This is a genomic window from Winogradskyella sp. HB-48, from assembly GCF_049942685.1.
Classification (GTDB): Bacteria; Bacteroidota; Bacteroidia; order Flavobacteriales; family Flavobacteriaceae; genus Winogradskyella.
This window is the reverse complement of sequence record NZ_CP187934.1, coordinates 684,962-701,791: the sequence shown is the minus strand read 5'-3', so window position 1 is coordinate 701,791 and position 16,830 is coordinate 684,962. Positions and strand designations below refer to the sequence as shown.

Below are 16,830 nucleotides of genomic sequence, written 5' to 3'. Positions count from 1 at the left end.
ACCTGTATGGTTAGATAAAAGTGCTACTATAAAAAAGATCAAAGCCTCAATTAAAGAGGTAGCAAATAAAGATTGTGAACTCATAGTTTTTGGAGAAGCTTTGCTTCCAGGTTATCCTTTTTGGTTAGCATTAACAGGTGGTGCAGAATGGAACACCAATCTTAATAAAGAGTTACATGCACACTATGTAAACAATTCTATTTGTATCGAAAAAGGTGAATTGGATACTGTGTGTCAGTTAGCAAAAGATAATAGCATAGCAGTCTATTTAGGAATAATGGAACGACCCATGGATAGAGGTGGACATAGTATTTATGCATCACTGGTTTACATCAATGAAAATGGCGAAATAAAATCTACACACAGAAAATTACAACCAACCTATGACGAACGTTTAACTTGGGCATCAGGCGATGGAAATGGTTTAAAGGTTCACTCTTTAAAGGCTTTTACTGTTGGTGGTTTAAACTGCTGGGAAAATTGGATGCCATTACCTAGAACAGCATTATATGGCCAAGGAGAAAATCTGCATATTGCAGTCTGGCCAGGAAGTGACCATAATACCAAAGATATCACACGTTTTATTGCACGAGAGTCAAGGTCTTTTGTAGTTTCGGTATCAAGTTTAATGTCACAATCCGATTTTCCTGAAAACACACCTCATTTGGATAAGATTCTAAAAAACGCACCAGAAACTTTAGCAAATGGTGGCAGTTGTGTTGCAGGTCCAGATGGTGAGTGGCTAGTAGAACCTGTTTTATATAAAGAGGGTTTAATCATCCAAACCATTGATTTTAACCGTGTGCTGGAAGAACGTCAAAACTTTGATCCTGTAGGACATTATTCGAGACCAGATGTCACTAAGCTTACCGTAAATAGAGAAAGGCAGACTACAGTAGAAATTAAATAAGTTTCTTGAGAAGTTCATCTATTCTTTGATTTAAATCTCTTATTTGGATGTCTTTCTCTTTTAATCTTGTCTCGTATTGTTCAATAAGTTTGTTCACTAAACTTTCCTCTTCCGATTGATCTTTAGGAATAATACTTTCAAGTTTTAAAAAATCATCAATGTCTATATTGTAAAGGTCACTTAATTTATCAATATAGTTTATCCAAGAGCTAGTACTACCATTTTCTATTCTGCTATAGGTTGCTTGAGAAACATTAAGCATGTCGGCAACTTCTTCTTGTGAGTAATTTTGCTTTTTTCTGAGTTCCTTTATTTTGATTCCTATTAATCTATTCATTTAGAATTATCTATGATTTTATTCAAAAATAGGGTAATTATATTCAATAATTGAATTAGAATACATATTAAAGACTACTAATTTTGCTTTGTAATTAATTTTAAATTAAATGTTTATGAAAAAAGTCAGTATCTTATTCTTTGTGCTATTTATTTTTTTATCATGTTCAACTGAAGAAGCAAATTTAAATGAAGAATTGATTAATGATGAAGTAATTTTAAAATCCAATGCTAATAATATTGAAAGTGAAATGAAAAAAATTGATTTTTCAAATGTTACTAATTGGGATGAGAATGAATCTAAAACGAAACTTATGCCCGTAATAAATGAAACTATTAAATTGCTTAATAGTGAGGGTATAAGTAATCAAGAAATTATTGATGAATTTGGGAGCTTAGACAATCCTGAAATTTTGTATCTTTCTATGGGAATAGTGGAGTATGAAGGGTCATCTTCTATACAGAAGGCTGATACCGTTGATTGTTTACTAAGAGCTACTGGTTTGGATGCTTTTCATCAAGGTTTTTGGAATTCTTTTTCTAACAGAAGAGCGCTTTTGCGAGCAGTAGGGAGAGTTGCAACAAGAACTTTAGGTTGGATTGGTGCAGCACTAATAGTAGCAGATTTTGCTCATTGTATGTGGGGATAAAATAGAGTTATTATGAAATGGTTTTATCTTATAATGTCGATATATTTTTCGATCTTAATAGTAATTGGCTTGTATAATTATTTTAAGTCACCTGAAAAGTTTAAAAAAGATAAATTGAGAAGCCTAGCTTTGTTAGGTGTGGGTATCTTTTTTGTGACTGTAACTATTCAAAAGTTCTTTTTATAAATAAGAAATTAGATTTTATAAATACAGATGAAAGAGAGCTTTGGCTCTCTTTTTTATTATACATTTGCAAAAAAATTAGGCACAATGAGCAGACATCAAGATAGCAAGGGGAAAGGAAAAAGTTCGGGAAGAGGACAGGCTAATAGCAAATCAAAAAGTTTTGCCAGAGGTAATGCTCCTTTCAAAAAGAAATCAAAACCAAATTCAGCATCAAATCCAGATGAAATTCGCTTAAACAAATACATTGCCAATTCTGGTATTTGTTCGCGTAGAGAAGCCGATGAAAATATAGCCATAGGTTTGGTAACCGTTAACGGAAAAGTAGTGACCGAAATGGGCTACAAAGTAAAACGTACAGACGATGTGCGTTATGATGGCCGACGTATTACACCAGAACCAAAGGTTTATGTGTTATTGAATAAGCCTAAAGGTTTTGCAACCACAACAGCAGAGAGTAAAGGTAGAACAGTTATGGATTTAGTTGCCAATGCAACAAGTGCTAATATTAGGCCAATTGGTCGTTTGGGTAGAAATTCGCTTGGTCTTTTGTTGTTTACCAATGATGAAAGAATAGTACAGAAGTTTACCAATTCTAAGACTGGTGTAGCACGTTTGTTTCAGGTAGAACTTGATAGAAACTTAAAGTTTGAAGATTTAAAAAAGATTCAGGACGGCTTTAACGTAGATGGTAATTTAATTACTGTTGAAGAAATTAGTTACATAGAAGGTGAACCAAAGAATAACATTGGTATTAAAATTAAAAATACAGGTAACACAATCCTAAGAACCATTTTTGAAACCTTTAAGTACGATTTGGTAAAAGTAGATTGTGTAGCTATTGGCCATTTAACAAAGAAAGATATTCCGCGTGGTCATTGGAAGCATCTTACAGAACAAGAGGTTAACACCTTAAAAATGCTATGATTATTTTTTAACGTCAACAGTATAAGTAGAAATTAATTCATCATCCAAATACAGATGTACATCATAAAAACCTGTTTGATTAAACTGATGTTCAAATTCTAACAATTTACCATTTATGGAAACAGAAGTTGGCTGGTCTTTCCAATTACTAAACCCATTGTCAAAGCCAAGCTTTACTTTTTCAGTTTTGGTGTTGTTTTTTAATTGATATTTAAAGGTTACCTTTTCAAAAGGTTTAATTGTGTGATGCATCTGCTGAGGTGCATTGTGTAATTCAAGAGTTCTATAGGCATTGCCATACAGAACAGGTGCTTTTAAAAATGATTCAAATGAAGGAACTTCATTATCATCCAAAAGCCACCAACGTTTTTCAGTAGGAAAATGATTTACAGCAAATAGCTTAGGATTTGTTAAAAAGAAACCATCATTATACTGGAAATTGAATCTGTTTGTTTTTGGATTAGGAATTCCGCTAGCCCAGGTAGGGTCGCAGAGGTACCATTTGTTGTTGAGTTTCACAGCATTCCACGAGTGGTTGGGTAAATCTAAAGTTTCAATATTTGTAGTACTCACACGCCCGAAACCTTGTACAATTTCGCACTCAAGATTCGCGAAATCTGCTAAGGTTTTTACCAAGTAGGCATAGCCAGTACAGATAGTTCGTTTTTTCTTAAGCAATCTGCTAAATAGTTTGGTTCTGAATTTAGTATTCCAAGTATCAAGCTTTAGACTGTCATCTTTAAAACGTTGTCTTTGTCTGTCGTTTTTTAGGTAAAGCGAATAGTCATTAGCAATATTATCACAAACCCACCTATAAATAGCCCTAAACCGTTCTGTATCTGTCTTTAAATTGCTAGTGAGTTTAAAAGAAAGTTCAGGTAGATTTGTGAGTTTTTCACCTTTTAAGGCTAAGGCAATACTATCTGCTTTTTTAAAATTCAGGTGGCTAAAATCTTTAATTTGAGCATTAATTCTGCCTAGACTTATTAAGAGAAGTAAAAATGTAAACGTTTTTTGCAAGGCTTACAATTAATTCTTTTTACGTTTAGACTTATAAGGTTTATTGGTGTCAATCGCACCAATCATTTCTACCATATCTGGTGTAAGTTCTAAAGTAATAAAGCTGGTTTTAACTGTAATAGATACCTTTTGGGTCTCGTAGCCAAGGTAGCTAAAGACCAACACATCACCAGTTTTTAATTTCTTAGGAAATGTAAACTTACCTTCATCATCTGTTACAGCACCAACTCTTGTCCCATCTAATGTAATGTTAGCTCCAGGTAATGGACCATCTTCGTTAGATACAATACCTTTAATAGTTCGCTCTTGTGTAGCTTCAGTCGTTTGTCCAAAGGAGGAGTTAAACGTAAATAATGCCATCATTAAAACTACTACAAAACCAAATGTTTTGTATGTTTTTCTCAGTGTTAATGTTTGTGTTTGCATAATATCAAGGTTTTATTTACCACTAAGCTAAAACGTTTGTTTAAAGATATAAAATACGCTTGAGTTATTAATGCCTTTGATTGAGTAAAAGGGTCATTATAGTGAGGGAATTTTTAGAATCAATAGATTATTGCAGTTGTTGTATGTAGTTTTATTTTATTCATTGTAATTAGCTTTTTCTTTTAAGTATTTTCACAATACGGTTAATTGTAATTTCTGATAGGTTCCATTCATATCCATTAAAATCGGTGGTGTTAATAAATTGAACGACAACTGCGTCTATATCTTTATGGTATTCAGCAAGGCTCTGATAACCGATAACCAAGCCTCCATGGTTATATTCGTAAGGATAGATTTCCTGTTCCCCTTCATCAAATACCGAACCATCATTTAGGGCTCGCAAGAATATGCCAACATCTTCTGCAGTTGCTAGCATTCCATAGTCTCTCTCTTTAAAATCTTCATCATATCCAACATAATATCCACTCATTACATTATCTAAATCAACTTCGTTAACTGAAAAAAAAGTGTTATTCAATTTTAGTGGTATTAATATTCTATCCTTGATGTACTCTTGGTGATTATATCCCAAAACATTATCCATAATTTTGCGAAGCAACAAGTAGTTAGTGTTTGAGTATTCATATCCTTTGTCAGGTTCAAAACTAGCTGGTAAATCTAGGGTAAATTCAAGGGCATCCTTGCCATTTTCCTGTTCGTTTTCCCAAAAAGCAGGGTTGTCTGTAAAATTTGGAATACCAGACCGATGCTGAACCATCATTTTCAAAGTGATTTTGTCTGCATTTTCAATTCTACCTACAAGTTCAGGTAAGTAATAAGCAAGTGTTTTATCTAAAGACAGGCGCTTTTCTTTTGCCAGTTTGGTAACAGCAACAGAAACATATAATTTGCTGATACTAGCAATTTTGAATAATGAATTTGGGTCTGCAGGTATTTTGTTATCTCGGTCTTTCCAACCACCTGTATAAAACGCTGGCGGTTTTCCTGCTTGGTCTACATAAACAATCATTCCATCAAATCCATGACCAATGGCTTCATCTACTTGCTCTTGAACTGTATTTGGCAGTGGTAAAATCCAAGCCTTTACCAAAATCCAAGGTACGTAGAACAACGAAATTATAGTTCCTATTAGTAATACTGCCCTTAGTATCTTTTTTTTCATAATGTTATTTGCTTCAAATGGGTTGATATGTACTTAAGTATTGAAGACAAAATTCCATTTATATAATGGTAATAGAAAATAGAAGGTTATCAATTGTTGAATAATGCTGATGAACTGTTTTTTTATTCAATAAATGTAGACTTGTCAAAATGGATAATAAAGGTCTCTGATATTAGCAGTTGAGTGAAAATCTGTAAGGATTTTTCAGTGGGAATTATAAATTCAGCCGCAATGAGCTATACACGCTGTTGTGTGTAGTTATATTATTCTTTTTCTCATTATTCTTCCAAATTCATTTGATACGTAAATAGTTCCCGAATTTTTTCCATCAGCTGCTCCGCCATCGATTCCAAGATTTCCAATAAGTCCAATAGAAAATAGGTGTTCTAAAACATATTTCTCAACATTAATATCGTTGTTAGATGTAATTTCATTCCGTTCGTCAAATGCGACAATTTTTATAACATCCTCCACATAAGCTGAATTAATAATTGATGTTAATCGTAAGAATTCCGATTTTGTAATTTCTTTTCCAATGAATAGCCTTAAACTTCTTGCAAGCCATTTTATTTTTTGAAGATTATCAGCTCTTTCTAAAGACAAGAGTATTTTTGAGCTAATTCTGTCGTAATCTGTATATTTGAAATACTTAATCTTGAATTCCTTTATTTCCTGTTCATTTTTTAATTTAAGTTCGTTTATAAAGTGAATTATTTTTGACAATAGAATTCTGTCAGATGCAGAATGAATTAATTTCACGACTGAAATTCCAGTTCCGACAAATGGAATATCGTTAAAAAGTCCATCTTCCAATAAACTATCTAAACCAACTTCTCCAAGGTCTTTGCTTATTGATAAAATTTCTCCTTTTTATATTTCGTTCATCGTCTTTGGTAATTACCCACAACGGTCTTTGCTATGGTTTCGTTGCGTGAAAAGCCGCGAGGATTTTCAGCCGAAAACCATAGATAGCAAATTTGCGAGGACTTTCCGAGAGGAAAGTCAGAAGCAATGAATTATAGCCGGTGTTAGCAAACTTTTTTTTAGTCAATTCCTAAATCATTTGTTATTGAGTGTTCCAATTTTATCTCGCTAATTGGTATTCCCATATTTCTGTTTATAATTCCAATTATAATTCGCTCGATTTCATATTTGCTTGTTACTTTTTCGATGTCAATGAGTTTTTCTTGATTCAATGCAATTGTCCAATCAATTAAGTTACGAATTGTTCCGCTTGAAACAGGTGTAGTCCGCTTAATGGTTTTAATTCCGAAAATTTTGACGTGAGAACCTAAATTTGGATTAAAATCAAGAGCAACCAATTCAGGTAATTCAAGTCCTATCTCAGTTTTCAAAAGATGCCATTTTTCTTTCAGTTCTGTTTGAGTAAGCAATTCCGATATTTTTGTTTCGGGTTTAATTTCTTTATCGGTCAATTTTAGAATCTGAAATGCTTTTCTCATTCGGTAAAAAACGATTTGAGTTAAGCATTTCTCATTCGGATTAGTAATGATTTTGTCGTAAACAGAATCCACAAAATTTTGAACGGTATAAATTTTTTCCGCTTCTGAATCCTCAATTTGTATCCCAAATCTTTCCTCTACTGACATCAATAATTCTACAGAATCTAATCCCATTTTCGGTTTGGTTTAAATGTTTGTCAACAAGTAAATAAGTCTGTATTTGCGTCATTTCTTTGCTAAGATAAAATTTTATGTAATAGCTTTATAGTCAAAGAAATATTAATTTTTTGTATTATGTGTTTTGCATCATGTTTTTACTTTTTTTGATACATTGTTATGCAAAGTTGCTTAATATGTAGCGAAAAAAATCACAAAATGTTTGGTGTAAAAAAAAATAATATACATTTGCCACGAAATTTAGAACATCAATACAGCGGTTCTAAATTTAGCTGAACATATTGAAAACTGTTTTTACGTTTGGACTTTTGAAAATTAGGAAGTCATATTCAAAAGTAGCTTATAAGATAAGTGTCCGAAATTTAAAGCTAACTTCCGTTTCTCCCATTGCTGCTAGCCAGCTCATTTATGGCTTTGTGCCAACTACACAAAACCAATTTCAGATTTGATAAAGAGTTAATGTTGACTGTAGATATATCTTTTTATATTTATGCTTCTGAAATTATAACCGAGAACCAATAAAATGAATACAAAATACATTGATCTTATCGATCAATCCTTTTACTTTCCCCAAGAAGAATTTCATCTAGAGGAAAACGCACTACAATTTCATGGAATAGATCTTATGGAATTGATAGAGCAATATGGCGCACCTTTAAAGTTTACCTATTTGCCACAAATTTCTAACAATATTCAACGTGCCAAAGGGTGGTTTGCTGATGCTTTTGCAAAACACAATTATAAAGCAACGTACAACTATTGTTATTGTACAAAAAGCTCGCACTTTAAGCATGTTTTAGACGAGGGTTTAAAGAACAATATACACATAGAAACCTCTTCGGCTTTTGATATAGATATTGTGAATAGCCTAAAAAAAGAAGGAAAAATTACAGATAAAACCTTTGTGATTAGCAATGGCTTTAAACGCGAAAAGTATATTAATAATATTGCCGATTTAATTAACGGAGGACACAAAAACTGTATACCAATCATAGATAACTATGAGGAGTTAGATTTACTTTCTAAAGAGATAAAAGGCAAATTTAAAGTTGGTATTAGGATAGCTTCTGAAGAAGAACCAAAATTTGAGTTTTATACCTCGCGTTTAGGTATCGGTTACAAAAACATTGTGCCATTTTATAAAAATGAAATTCTAAATAACAAGAAGGTAGAACTTAAGATGTTGCATTTCTTTATCAATACAGGTATAAGGGATAATGCTTACTATTGGAACGAGCTTGCCAAATGTCTTAAAGTCTATACATCTTTAAAGAAGGTTTGCCCTTCATTAGATAGCCTAAATATTGGTGGAGGTTTCCCTATCAAAAACTCTTTGGCATTTGATTTTGATTATGCTTACATGGTAGACGAAATTGTAAACCAGATAAAAACCGTTTGCGAACAAGAAGACGTAGACGTGCCGCATATTTTTACCGAATTTGGAAGTTTTACAGTGGGTGAAAGTGGTGGTGCCATTTATGAAGTGCTGTACCAAAAGCAACAAAACGATAGAGAAAAGTGGAATATGATAAATTCATCTTTTATCACCACTTTACCAGATACTTGGGCTATAAACAAACGTTTTATTATGTTGCCTATTAACCGTTGGCAAGATACTTATGAGCGTGTGTTGCTAGGTGGACTTACCTGCGATAGCGACGATTATTACAATAGCGAGCAACACGTTAATGCTATTTACTTACCAAAGTATCATAAGGATAAACCTTTGTATATTGGCTTTTTTAACACAGGTGCATATCAAGAAACCATTGGAGGTTTTGGTGGATTGCAGCACTGTTTAATACCAAGTCCAAAACATATATTGATTCAGCGAGATGATAAAGGAAACTTAACAACCAAAATTTTTGCTGAACAACAAAAAAGTGAAGATTTACTGAATATTTTAGGTTACTAAAACATTCAGAATAAATGAAGAATAAAAATTAAATAACTAATTTCCCATTCAGGAATTAAAAAAATGAACACAAAAACTTACGCTGGCATACCAGCAGAAAACTCAAAGTTAGATCAATCTAAGATTGTTTTAATCCCAGTACCTTACGATGGTACAAGTACATGGCAAAAAGGAGCTGATAAAGGCCCAGAAGCGTTTTTACATGCATCTGAAAATATGGAATTATACGATATAGAAACTGATTCTGAAGTATATCTACAAGGTATTCACCTAGCAGAAGCGGTTACTGAAAATGCATCGCCAGAAGCAATGGTTGAGGCGGTGCACCAAGCGACCAAAAAGTATATTAAAAAGAACAAGTTCGTTACTATTTTCGGTGGAGAACATTCAATTTCTATTGGTACTATTAGAGCTTTTAACGAAATGTTTGAAGATTTAACAGTATTGCATATTGATGCGCATGCAGACTTACGCGAAAGTTATGAAGGTTCTAAGTGTAACCATGCTTGTGCGGTTTATGAAGCTAGCCAAACCACAAATTTAATTCAGGTTGGTATCCGTTCAATGGATGCTATTGAAAAAACGGTCATGGACGAAGACAAAACTTATTTTGCTCACGAAATGGCTGAAGATGATAACTGGATGGATTCTGCAATAGACCAAATGACAGACAACGTATTTATCACTTTCGATTTAGATGCTTTAGATCCATCTATAATGCCTAGTACAGGTACACCAGAACCAGGTGGTTTATTCTGGTACGAAACACTTGAGTTTTTAAAACAGGTTTTTGAAGAAAAGAATGTCGTTGGTTTTGATATTGTTGAGCTTTGCCCTGATAAAAATGAGAAGTCTTCAGACTTTTTAGCAGCAAAATTGTATTATAAGATGCTGAGCTATAAGTTTAAAGACGAGAACGTAGAAGACGATTTTGAGAGTAATTTCAATACTGCTTCAGGCGGAAATAATAAATTTTCTAAATTTAATGACGAAGATGACTACTAAAAAAGGACACATATCTGAATTTATACAAAAGTATTACCTGCATTTTAATGCTGCAGCTTTAGTTGATGCAGCAAAAGGGTACGAAGATCAGCTCAACAATGGCGCAAAGATGTTGGTGTCTTTGGCTGGTGCTATGAGTACCGCAGAACTAGGTAAGATTTTTGCCGAAATGATTCGTCAAGATAAAGTACATATCATCTCTTGTACAGGTGCAAACTTAGAAGAGGATATCATGAATTTAGTAGCGCACAGCCACTATAAACGTGTACCAAACTACAGAGATTTAACGCCACAAGATGAGTGGGATTTATTAGAAAAAGGATTAAACCGAGTAACAGATACTTGTATTCCCGAGGAAGAGGCTTTTAGACGTATACAAAAGCATATTGTAAAAATTTGGAAAGAGGCTGAAGCTAAAGGCGAACGTTATTTGCCACACGAATATATGTACAAATTATTGTTGTCTGGTGCTTTGGAAGAATATTACGAAATAGACTTGAAAAACTCTTGGATGTATGCTGCAGCAGAAAAGAATTTACCAATAGTTTGTCCAGGATGGGAAGACAGTACTATGGGTAATATTTTTGCTAGCTATGTACTAAAAGGTGAACTTAAAGCAAGTACGATGAAGTCTGGTATTGAGTACATGACGTTTTTAGCAGATTGGTATACTGATAATTCAGAAAAAGGTATTGGCTTCTTTCAGATTGGTGGTGGTATTGCTGGAGATTTTCCTATATGTGTAGTACCAATGCTATATCAGGATATGGAACGTACAGACACACCATTTTGGAGCTATTTCTGTCAAATAAGCGATAGTACTACGAGCTATGGATCGTATTCTGGAGCTGTGCCTAACGAAAAAATTACTTGGGGCAAATTAGATATTGATACACCAAAATTTATCATAGAAAGTGATGCCACAATTGTAGCTCCCTTGATTTTTGCCTATCTACTTGATATGTAATGGAAGATTATAAAATCGAAAATATTGAGCTTAAGTTTCTAAGCGTTGATGATTTTGAAGAGTTAAAATCTGCAACACTTGAAGCTTATAGTGGAGTAATGGATTCTTACTGGAAAAAGCATCACATAGAAACCTTAACGTCTATTTTTCCCGAAGGGCAAGTGGTTATAAAAATTGATGGCAAATTAGCAGGCTGTGCCTTATCGTTAATAGTCGATTACGACGAGATTGATGATGAGCACACGTATGCAGATATCATTGAAGGAGAAGGTTTTAAAAATCATAATCCAGATGGAGATGTTATCTATGGTATAGATGTCTTTATAAAACCAGAGTTTAGAGGTTTGAGGTTGGGAAGACGTTTATATGATTACCGCAAAGAGCTCTGTGAAAATTTAAATTTAAAAGGTATTGTATTTGGTGGAAGAATGCCTAATTATCACAAATACAAAGATTTATATTCCCCAAAAGAGTACATTCAAAAAGTAAAGCTAAAGGAGATACACGATCCCGTACTCAATTTTCAAACATCAAACGATTTTCATCCTGTAAGAGTTTTAAAAAACTATTTACAAGGTGATACAGCTTCTGGCGAGTATGCTGTACTTATGGAGTGGGACAATATCTATTATACAAAACCAGTAAAAAAGGCAAAGCAGGAAAAAACAATAGTAAGACTTGGCTTAATCCAATGGCAGATGCGTCCTTACAAAAATTTGGAAGACTTGATGCAACAGGTTGAATACTTTGTAGATAGTGTCTCTGCATATCGATGCGATTTTGCATTATTTCCCGAGTTTTTCAACGCTCCATTAATGGCAGAGTACAATCATTTGCATGAGCCTCAGGCTATAAGAGAATTAGCTAAGCATACTAAACCAATTTTAGAGCAACTAAAACAACTGGCTATTTCATATAATATCAACATCATCTCTGGCAGTATGCCAGAGGTCGTTGATGATATTCTTTACAATGTAGGCTACCTTTGCCGAAGAGACGGTAGTTTTGAACGTTATGAGAAAATTCATGTCACACCAGACGAAGCGAAAGTTTGGGGAATGCAAAAGGGTAATAAGCTAAAAACTTTTCAAACGGATGCTGGTAAAATAGGTATTCTAATTTGTTACGATTCAGAATTTCCAGAATTGTCAAGATTATTAGCCGATGAAGGCATGGATATTCTTTTTGTTCCGTTCTTAACAGATACTCAAAATGGTTACTCTAGAGTACGCTTATGCGCACAGGCAAGAGCGATTGAGAATGAGTGCTATGTAGCTATTGCAGGTAGTGTAGGAAATTTACCAAATGTAAACAATATGGATATCCAATATGCACAATCAGCGGTATTTACTCCTTGCGATTTTTCTTTTCCAAGCAACGGTATAAAGGCTGAAGCCACAACCAACACAGAAATGATACTTGTTGCCGATGTTGATTTAAGCTTGCTAAGAGAGCTGCATACATTCGGAGCAGTAAAAAACCTAAAAGATAGAAGAAAAGATTTTTATAATGTGATTAGAGTACAACAATAAGTAGTATATTTAGCAGAGCTCCAATAATATAATAACATAATGAAACAACCAAAAGACGCACATTTAAAGAAGGTAATTGTAGACTTCAAAAAATTAACTCCAGAAATACTTGCCTTGCTGGTAGAAAAATATCCTGATGGTTATGACGAAGACCACATCATCACATTCAGAAATGCTAAAAACGAAATTATAGATGCTGTTGAGGTAACTACTGAGGATACCAAATATTTGGTTAAAGTAAGCACTAAATTGGCAGTAACTATGGAAAATTATGATGAGGATGATTACGAAGATTATGATAGTGATGATCCAGAAGCAGTACAAGACCCTGAAATTGCAGAAGATACAGAGGAAGACGATTTTGATTAATTTTCGTAGTTGGTGTTATATAATTTTGTAACTTTCTTATTAATAAAAGTTATAAACTCTAAGTGCTTAAATTATGGAAACGTCATTTCACATGTCATTACCGTGTTTGAGTGTAAAGGAAACCCAAGACTTTTACATAAATAACATTGGTGCTTCTGTAGGAAGAACCTCAGAAAATTGGGTAGATATAGATTTGTTTGGTCACCAGATTACATTTATAAAAGCCGATAAGTTTAACTTCAACAATCCAAACTATGTATTTGAGGGTAAGATTTTGCCATCATTTCATTTTGGTATCATAGTAGATACTGATGATTGGAAAAAAATATATACCAAACTTACCAAGCAAAGGTTAGAGGTTGTAACCAAAACTACTTTTTTAAAAGATAAAAAAGGAGAGCATTTATCGTTTTTCATTAAAGACCCTAATGATTATATGCTTGAGTTCAAGAGTTTTAAAGAGCCTAAAGACATGTTTGTAGCGTAATGTTACCTGTTGTTGCTTACCAAGTAGCGAATACAATCAATACAAAAGCTGGTAAACAGGAATTGCAGTGGAATTTACTGTTTCAAGGTAGTGATGAGTTGTTTTATTTGTATTCAAAGGATAAGTACATTTATCTGTTCCAATATGGAATGGTAAGTTTTTTTAATCTATCAAAAGCTGAAATAGATAAGGTTTTAGAAGTTATTAAGCCCTTTTGCGATACTTATTTTTCAGATAAAATAGCAGAAGAAATTAATGTTGAAATAAAGCAAAATACCCTTCAAGTAAATTTTGAAAGTATTGTATTACCGGATTTTGATAGCGAAATGATTAGATTGGTAATGCTTAATGCATCTCAATCCGTGGCGCTCAATCTTTATTCTGAAATTACTGAGGCCTTGTTAATTGAGACTAATGAGCATACTAAATACCTTGAATCTAAAGGAAAACTCAATATTTCTAATAATAAATTGAAACGATTTATAGGCAAGATTCTAAACATTAAAAATAAGATTTCAGAAAACCTATACATTTTTGATTCACCAGAAATAACCTGGGAAGATGAGCAGTTAAACAAACTAAATACAGACTTAAAACAGACCTTTGACCTAAAAGATCGATATCACCTAATCCATGATAGAATAGAGATTATAAAAGAGAATTTAGAACTCTTTAAAGATATAATGGATCACAGGGAAAGTAGCCGGTTAGAGTGGATTATTATAATTCTAATCCTAGTAGAAGTTGTTGATATGTTTATTCTAAAAATGCTTTAGACCAAGACAGTAAATTCCTCTTGAAAACCACAGTAATCATTATCTAAGATAATGTTCTAAAAGCTTTTGGGCTTGAGGTGGTAAACTCCCAATTCAAAACAAGATAAATATTGGATATCCTCATTTATAAAAGGGTGAGAATGTCAAAACATAAAATTTAATAAAATGAAGAATAAGCATTTTTTAGTATTTGTATTTTCAATTATGGCATTCAATGTAAACGCAATTATTGAAAACAAAAAGGTGTCAAAAGCACAAGAAACAGTAACCATTGATGCAACTTTTGATGGGTATGATGAAGAGGATGGTTATGCTTTTTTGGTAAAAGGTGAAGATGATGAGGAAGATGAAGACATCATGTACTTTTATGAAGTTACGGATGAAGTATTAGCTTCTGTAAATCTTAAATCAGATGAAATGATTGGTGAGCGTTTTCAAATTACTTACAAGATTGAAACCTTCGAGGAAGAAGATGAATATGGTTATAAGGAAACTTATGAAAAATATATCATCATAAAGATTAAAAGGATGTAATATTAAAGGGACTGCTAATTAAATTGGCAGTCTTTTTTTTTTTGAGTTAATTCCCATATAAATACTGAAAAAACAATAATATATTCAAAAGCAATAATCCATAAGTTTTCAGATTTATCAGTTGTCCCAATACCAAGATAGGAAAGGTAACTTAACGCAATAACTAAACTCCAAACCAGAGGATACCTATAGTTGGTAAAAATACACAACATTACTAGAGTAGCAATATACCAAGGGTGTACAGTAGTGCTTAAAAACAAATAGATTGTAAAAACTAATAGTATAGATTTGCTAAGTTTAGGGATGGAATTATTCTTTCTTAAAAAGGAAAACCCTAAAATAATAAGCACAGAAATAACTGGAAGAATCTTGCCAATAACAGCAATTTCATTGTAGCCAGTAATAGTATAGCCAATGGCTCTTAAAATATAATAAATACTGGCGTTGAACTCAAAATCTCCAAACCACAAGCCAATAGTTTTAGAGTAGTTGGTTACAAATTCCATTGAAAAAAAAGGTAGAAAAAACACAAGTGTTGTGACTCCAATTATTGAGTAAAAGCCAATCAGTTTTGTTATTCCTGCGAAGGCAGGAATCTTTATATTATTGGTATCGTTTTTATCACTAACCGAATTTGAATTGAACCACCAAAAAAACAAAGGCAAAAATATCAACGGAATTAATTTTACTGAAACTGAGCATGCAAAAGCCATAGCTGCCCATTTCCATTTGCCTGAATGTAATAAGTACAAACTCCATACTAAAAAGAAAATCATTACACTTTCAAAATGGAGGTTGCCTGTAAGCTCAATAATGATAAATGGATTTAAGATGTACCAAAAAATTCTACTTGGGGGTAATTTTAGAGCTTCCAAGAGTTTTTTTCCAAAGTATAGTGTTCCGATATCAGCTGCAATGATAATAAGGCGCATACCAACTACAGAACTGAGAATGCTATTGCCAGGAAATAGATTTCCAATTACAAAGCACAACTGATTTAGTGGAGGATAATTAGAGTAATGAGATGCATTGAGCACTCCCATACCGTTATGCAGTTCGTTAGCCAAAGGAATTGACGTTTCCCGTTTTATTATATGGTCAGGAGTATTTAAATAAGGGTTAAATCCTTCGAGAAGCATTTGCCCATCCCAGATAAAGCGGTAAAAATCTTGTGATAAATTAGGAATTGCAAACAGGAATAAAAATCGAAAAAGTATGGATGCTATTACCAATATTCTAAAGCTCGTGCTGAGCGAAGGCGAAGTATAGAATCCCGAGGTTTTCAAGATTTGAAAACCAAGAACAAATAATGCTGTGTATAAAAAAATAAGCTTTAAACCTTCAGTGCGTTCTAGGTAGTAAGCAAACCAAATATAAAGGATACAACTTGTTAAGATCAAAGCTATAGTTGTCTTTTGGTATTTGTAAATATTTGCTAATCCAGGCATAGATACCAAAGATAGAATTATTTAAATCTGCTATAAAGTGGAATTTAAAAAAAGAATAATAACTTTAAAGGAACTAAAGCACTCAAGGATGAGTCATTCTATTTATTTCAATTTCATGATATACAGTGATAAAAACAATGTTTATAACGCTGTTTCAGAACCTGAGCATTTAGTGAATTGGTGGCCATTAAAGTGTTCTGGAATTCCGAATGAAGGCGAGAAATATAATTTTAATTTTACAGATCAGTACGATTGGTATGCTGAAGTTAAAAGTGTTGAGCAAGGTAAACACATTCATTTTAAAATGACCAAATCAGATAAGGATTGGAACCCAACAACATTTGGTTTTGATTTAGAGGAAAAAGATAATGGAATTTATCTACACTTTTTTCATAAAGATTGGCCTGAGTGTAATACACATTTTAAGCATTCATCATTTTGCTGGGCAATGCTTTTGAAAGGTCTAAAAGATTATTTGGAAAAAGGCATTGTAATACCTTTTAAGGATAGATAATAGGTAAA

Annotated in this window: 18 protein-coding genes and 1 pseudogene; 12 read left to right on the top strand and 7 right to left on the bottom strand. The window is 33.0% G+C overall.

Annotated elements, in window-relative coordinates; genetic code table 11:
• Position 1: 1 nt before the first annotated feature.
• Positions 2-910 (top strand): annotated as a pseudogene (locus ACPX19_RS03300) (carbon-nitrogen hydrolase family protein); the annotation flags it as partial.
• Here ACPX19_RS03300 and ACPX19_RS03295 read toward each other — a convergent pair.
• On the bottom strand, positions 903-1,247 hold the full coding sequence (locus ACPX19_RS03295; protein WP_426431469.1) for a helix-turn-helix transcriptional regulator: 345 nt from the start codon (positions 1,245-1,247) through the stop codon (positions 903-905). The pseudogene ACPX19_RS03300 and the gene ACPX19_RS03295 sit on opposite strands and share 8 nt — an antisense overlap.
• A 115-nt stretch (positions 1,248-1,362) precedes the next feature.
• On the opposite strand from ACPX19_RS03295, the gene ACPX19_RS03290 reads away from it, so the two are divergent.
• Positions 1,363-1,896, top strand: coding sequence for a hypothetical protein (locus tag ACPX19_RS03290; protein WP_426431468.1), 534 nt, complete (start codon positions 1,363-1,365; stop codon positions 1,894-1,896).
• A gap of 270 nt (positions 1,897-2,166) precedes the next feature.
• A complete protein-coding gene (locus ACPX19_RS03285) occupies positions 2,167-3,006 on the top strand; it encodes a pseudouridine synthase (RefSeq protein WP_426431466.1) in 840 nt (279 codons plus the stop codon).
• On the opposite strand, the gene ACPX19_RS03280 is transcribed toward ACPX19_RS03285, so the two are convergent.
• From ACPX19_RS03280 to ACPX19_RS03260, 5 genes are all read right to left on the bottom strand, one after another.
• Positions 3,007-4,026, bottom strand: coding sequence for a transglutaminase domain-containing protein (locus ACPX19_RS03280; protein ID WP_426431465.1), 1,020 nt, complete (start codon positions 4,024-4,026; stop codon positions 3,007-3,009). It lies immediately after the preceding gene.
• Positions 4,027-4,035: 9 nt separating this feature from the next.
• Positions 4,036-4,452: a carboxypeptidase-like regulatory domain-containing protein gene (locus ACPX19_RS03275; RefSeq protein ID WP_426431464.1), complete on the bottom strand. Its 417-nt coding sequence runs from the start codon at positions 4,450-4,452 to the stop codon at positions 4,036-4,038.
• 169 nt (positions 4,453-4,621) lie between these two features.
• Positions 4,622-5,635 carry a serine hydrolase domain-containing protein gene (locus ACPX19_RS03270; protein WP_426431462.1) on the bottom strand — a complete coding sequence of 338 codons (1,014 nt, stop codon included), beginning with the start codon at positions 5,633-5,635 and terminating at the stop codon, positions 4,622-4,624.
• Positions 5,636-5,893: 258 nt separating this feature from the next.
• The gene (locus tag ACPX19_RS03265) at positions 5,894-6,448 is read right to left on the bottom strand and encodes a hypothetical protein (protein ID WP_426431461.1); all 555 of its coding nucleotides are present in this window, start codon (positions 6,446-6,448) and stop codon (positions 5,894-5,896) included.
• A gap of 230 nt (positions 6,449-6,678) precedes the next feature.
• On the bottom strand, positions 6,679-7,272 hold the full coding sequence (locus tag ACPX19_RS03260) for a phosphopantetheine-binding protein (protein ID WP_426431459.1): 594 nt from the start codon (positions 7,270-7,272) through the stop codon (positions 6,679-6,681).
• A gap of 526 nt (positions 7,273-7,798) precedes the next feature.
• Between ACPX19_RS03260 and ACPX19_RS03255 the strand changes: the two genes are divergently transcribed.
• The 8 genes from ACPX19_RS03255 to ACPX19_RS03220 all read left to right on the top strand — a co-directional run bounded on the left by ACPX19_RS03255 (position 7,799) and on the right by ACPX19_RS03220 (position 14,860).
• Complete coding sequence (locus ACPX19_RS03255) at positions 7,799-9,190, top strand: arginine decarboxylase (protein ID WP_426431458.1); 1,392 nt, start codon at positions 7,799-7,801, stop codon at positions 9,188-9,190.
• A 63-nt stretch (positions 9,191-9,253) separates the two neighbouring features.
• Positions 9,254-10,195 carry an agmatinase gene (gene speB / locus ACPX19_RS03250; protein ID WP_426431457.1) on the top strand — a complete coding sequence of 314 codons (942 nt, stop codon included), beginning with the start codon at positions 9,254-9,256 and terminating at the stop codon, positions 10,193-10,195.
• Positions 10,185-11,162, top strand: a complete 978-nt coding sequence (locus ACPX19_RS03245) for a deoxyhypusine synthase family protein (protein WP_426431455.1) — start codon at positions 10,185-10,187, stop codon at positions 11,160-11,162. Before speB ends, ACPX19_RS03245 begins: the two co-directional genes overlap by 11 nt.
• The gene (locus ACPX19_RS03240; protein ID WP_426431453.1) at positions 11,162-12,694 is read left to right on the top strand and encodes a bifunctional GNAT family N-acetyltransferase/carbon-nitrogen hydrolase family protein; all 1,533 of its coding nucleotides are present in this window, start codon (positions 11,162-11,164) and stop codon (positions 12,692-12,694) included. The genes ACPX19_RS03245 and ACPX19_RS03240 overlap by 1 nt, the downstream gene beginning before the upstream one ends.
• 39 nt (positions 12,695-12,733) lie before the next feature.
• Positions 12,734-13,063, top strand: a complete 330-nt coding sequence (locus tag ACPX19_RS03235) for a hypothetical protein (protein WP_426431452.1) — start codon at positions 12,734-12,736, stop codon at positions 13,061-13,063.
• A 73-nt stretch (positions 13,064-13,136) separates the two neighbouring features.
• Positions 13,137-13,550, top strand: a complete 414-nt coding sequence (locus tag ACPX19_RS03230) for a VOC family protein (protein ID WP_426431451.1) — start codon at positions 13,137-13,139, stop codon at positions 13,548-13,550.
• Positions 13,550-14,326 carry an RMD1 family protein gene (locus ACPX19_RS03225; protein WP_426431450.1) on the top strand — a complete coding sequence of 259 codons (777 nt, stop codon included), beginning with the start codon at positions 13,550-13,552 and terminating at the stop codon, positions 14,324-14,326. Before ACPX19_RS03230 ends, ACPX19_RS03225 begins: the two co-directional genes overlap by 1 nt.
• Before the next feature lie 165 nt (positions 14,327-14,491).
• Positions 14,492-14,860, top strand: a complete 369-nt coding sequence (locus tag ACPX19_RS03220; RefSeq protein WP_426431449.1) for a hypothetical protein — start codon at positions 14,492-14,494, stop codon at positions 14,858-14,860.
• 14 nt (positions 14,861-14,874) lie between these two features.
• Here the strand turns inward: ACPX19_RS03220 and ACPX19_RS03215 are convergent, their stop codons facing one another.
• The gene (locus ACPX19_RS03215; protein ID WP_426431448.1) at positions 14,875-16,308 is read right to left on the bottom strand and encodes a mannosyltransferase; all 1,434 of its coding nucleotides are present in this window, start codon (positions 16,306-16,308) and stop codon (positions 14,875-14,877) included.
• An 88-nt stretch (positions 16,309-16,396) separates the two neighbouring features.
• Here ACPX19_RS03215 and ACPX19_RS03210 point away from each other — a divergent pair, with 88 nt between their 5' ends.
• Positions 16,397-16,822: an SRPBCC family protein gene (locus tag ACPX19_RS03210; protein ID WP_426431447.1), complete on the top strand. Its 426-nt coding sequence runs from the start codon at positions 16,397-16,399 to the stop codon at positions 16,820-16,822.
• Positions 16,823-16,830: the final 8 nt, after the last annotated feature.

Coding starts and splice junctions, on each gene's coding strand:
- ACPX19_RS03270 (WP_426431462.1), bottom strand. CDS start 5,635: ATGAAAAAAAAGATACTAAGGGCAGTATTACTAATAGGAACTATAATT.
- ACPX19_RS03215 (WP_426431448.1), bottom strand. CDS start 16,308: ATGCCTGGATTAGCAAATATTTACAAATACCAAAAGACAACTATAGCT.
- ACPX19_RS03275 (WP_426431464.1), bottom strand. CDS start 4,452: ATGCAAACACAAACATTAACACTGAGAAAAACATACAAAACATTTGGT.
- ACPX19_RS03240 (WP_426431453.1), top strand. CDS start 11,162: ATGGAAGATTATAAAATCGAAAATATTGAGCTTAAGTTTCTAAGCGTT.
- speB (WP_426431457.1), top strand. CDS start 9,254: ATGAACACAAAAACTTACGCTGGCATACCAGCAGAAAACTCAAAGTTA.
- ACPX19_RS03245 (WP_426431455.1), top strand. CDS start 10,185: ATGACTACTAAAAAAGGACACATATCTGAATTTATACAAAAGTATTAC.
- ACPX19_RS03295 (WP_426431469.1), bottom strand. CDS start 1,247: ATGAATAGATTAATAGGAATCAAAATAAAGGAACTCAGAAAAAAGCAA.
- ACPX19_RS03285 (WP_426431466.1), top strand. CDS start 2,167: ATGAGCAGACATCAAGATAGCAAGGGGAAAGGAAAAAGTTCGGGAAGA.
- ACPX19_RS03225 (WP_426431450.1), top strand. CDS start 13,550: ATGTTACCTGTTGTTGCTTACCAAGTAGCGAATACAATCAATACAAAA.
- ACPX19_RS03235 (WP_426431452.1), top strand. CDS start 12,734: ATGAAACAACCAAAAGACGCACATTTAAAGAAGGTAATTGTAGACTTC.
- ACPX19_RS03230 (WP_426431451.1), top strand. CDS start 13,137: ATGGAAACGTCATTTCACATGTCATTACCGTGTTTGAGTGTAAAGGAA.
- ACPX19_RS03255 (WP_426431458.1), top strand. CDS start 7,799: ATGAATACAAAATACATTGATCTTATCGATCAATCCTTTTACTTTCCC.
- ACPX19_RS03290 (WP_426431468.1), top strand. CDS start 1,363: ATGAAAAAAGTCAGTATCTTATTCTTTGTGCTATTTATTTTTTTATCA.
- ACPX19_RS03260 (WP_426431459.1), bottom strand. CDS start 7,272: ATGGGATTAGATTCTGTAGAATTATTGATGTCAGTAGAGGAAAGATTT.
- ACPX19_RS03210 (WP_426431447.1), top strand. CDS start 16,397: ATGAGTCATTCTATTTATTTCAATTTCATGATATACAGTGATAAAAAC.
- ACPX19_RS03220 (WP_426431449.1), top strand. CDS start 14,492: ATGAAGAATAAGCATTTTTTAGTATTTGTATTTTCAATTATGGCATTC.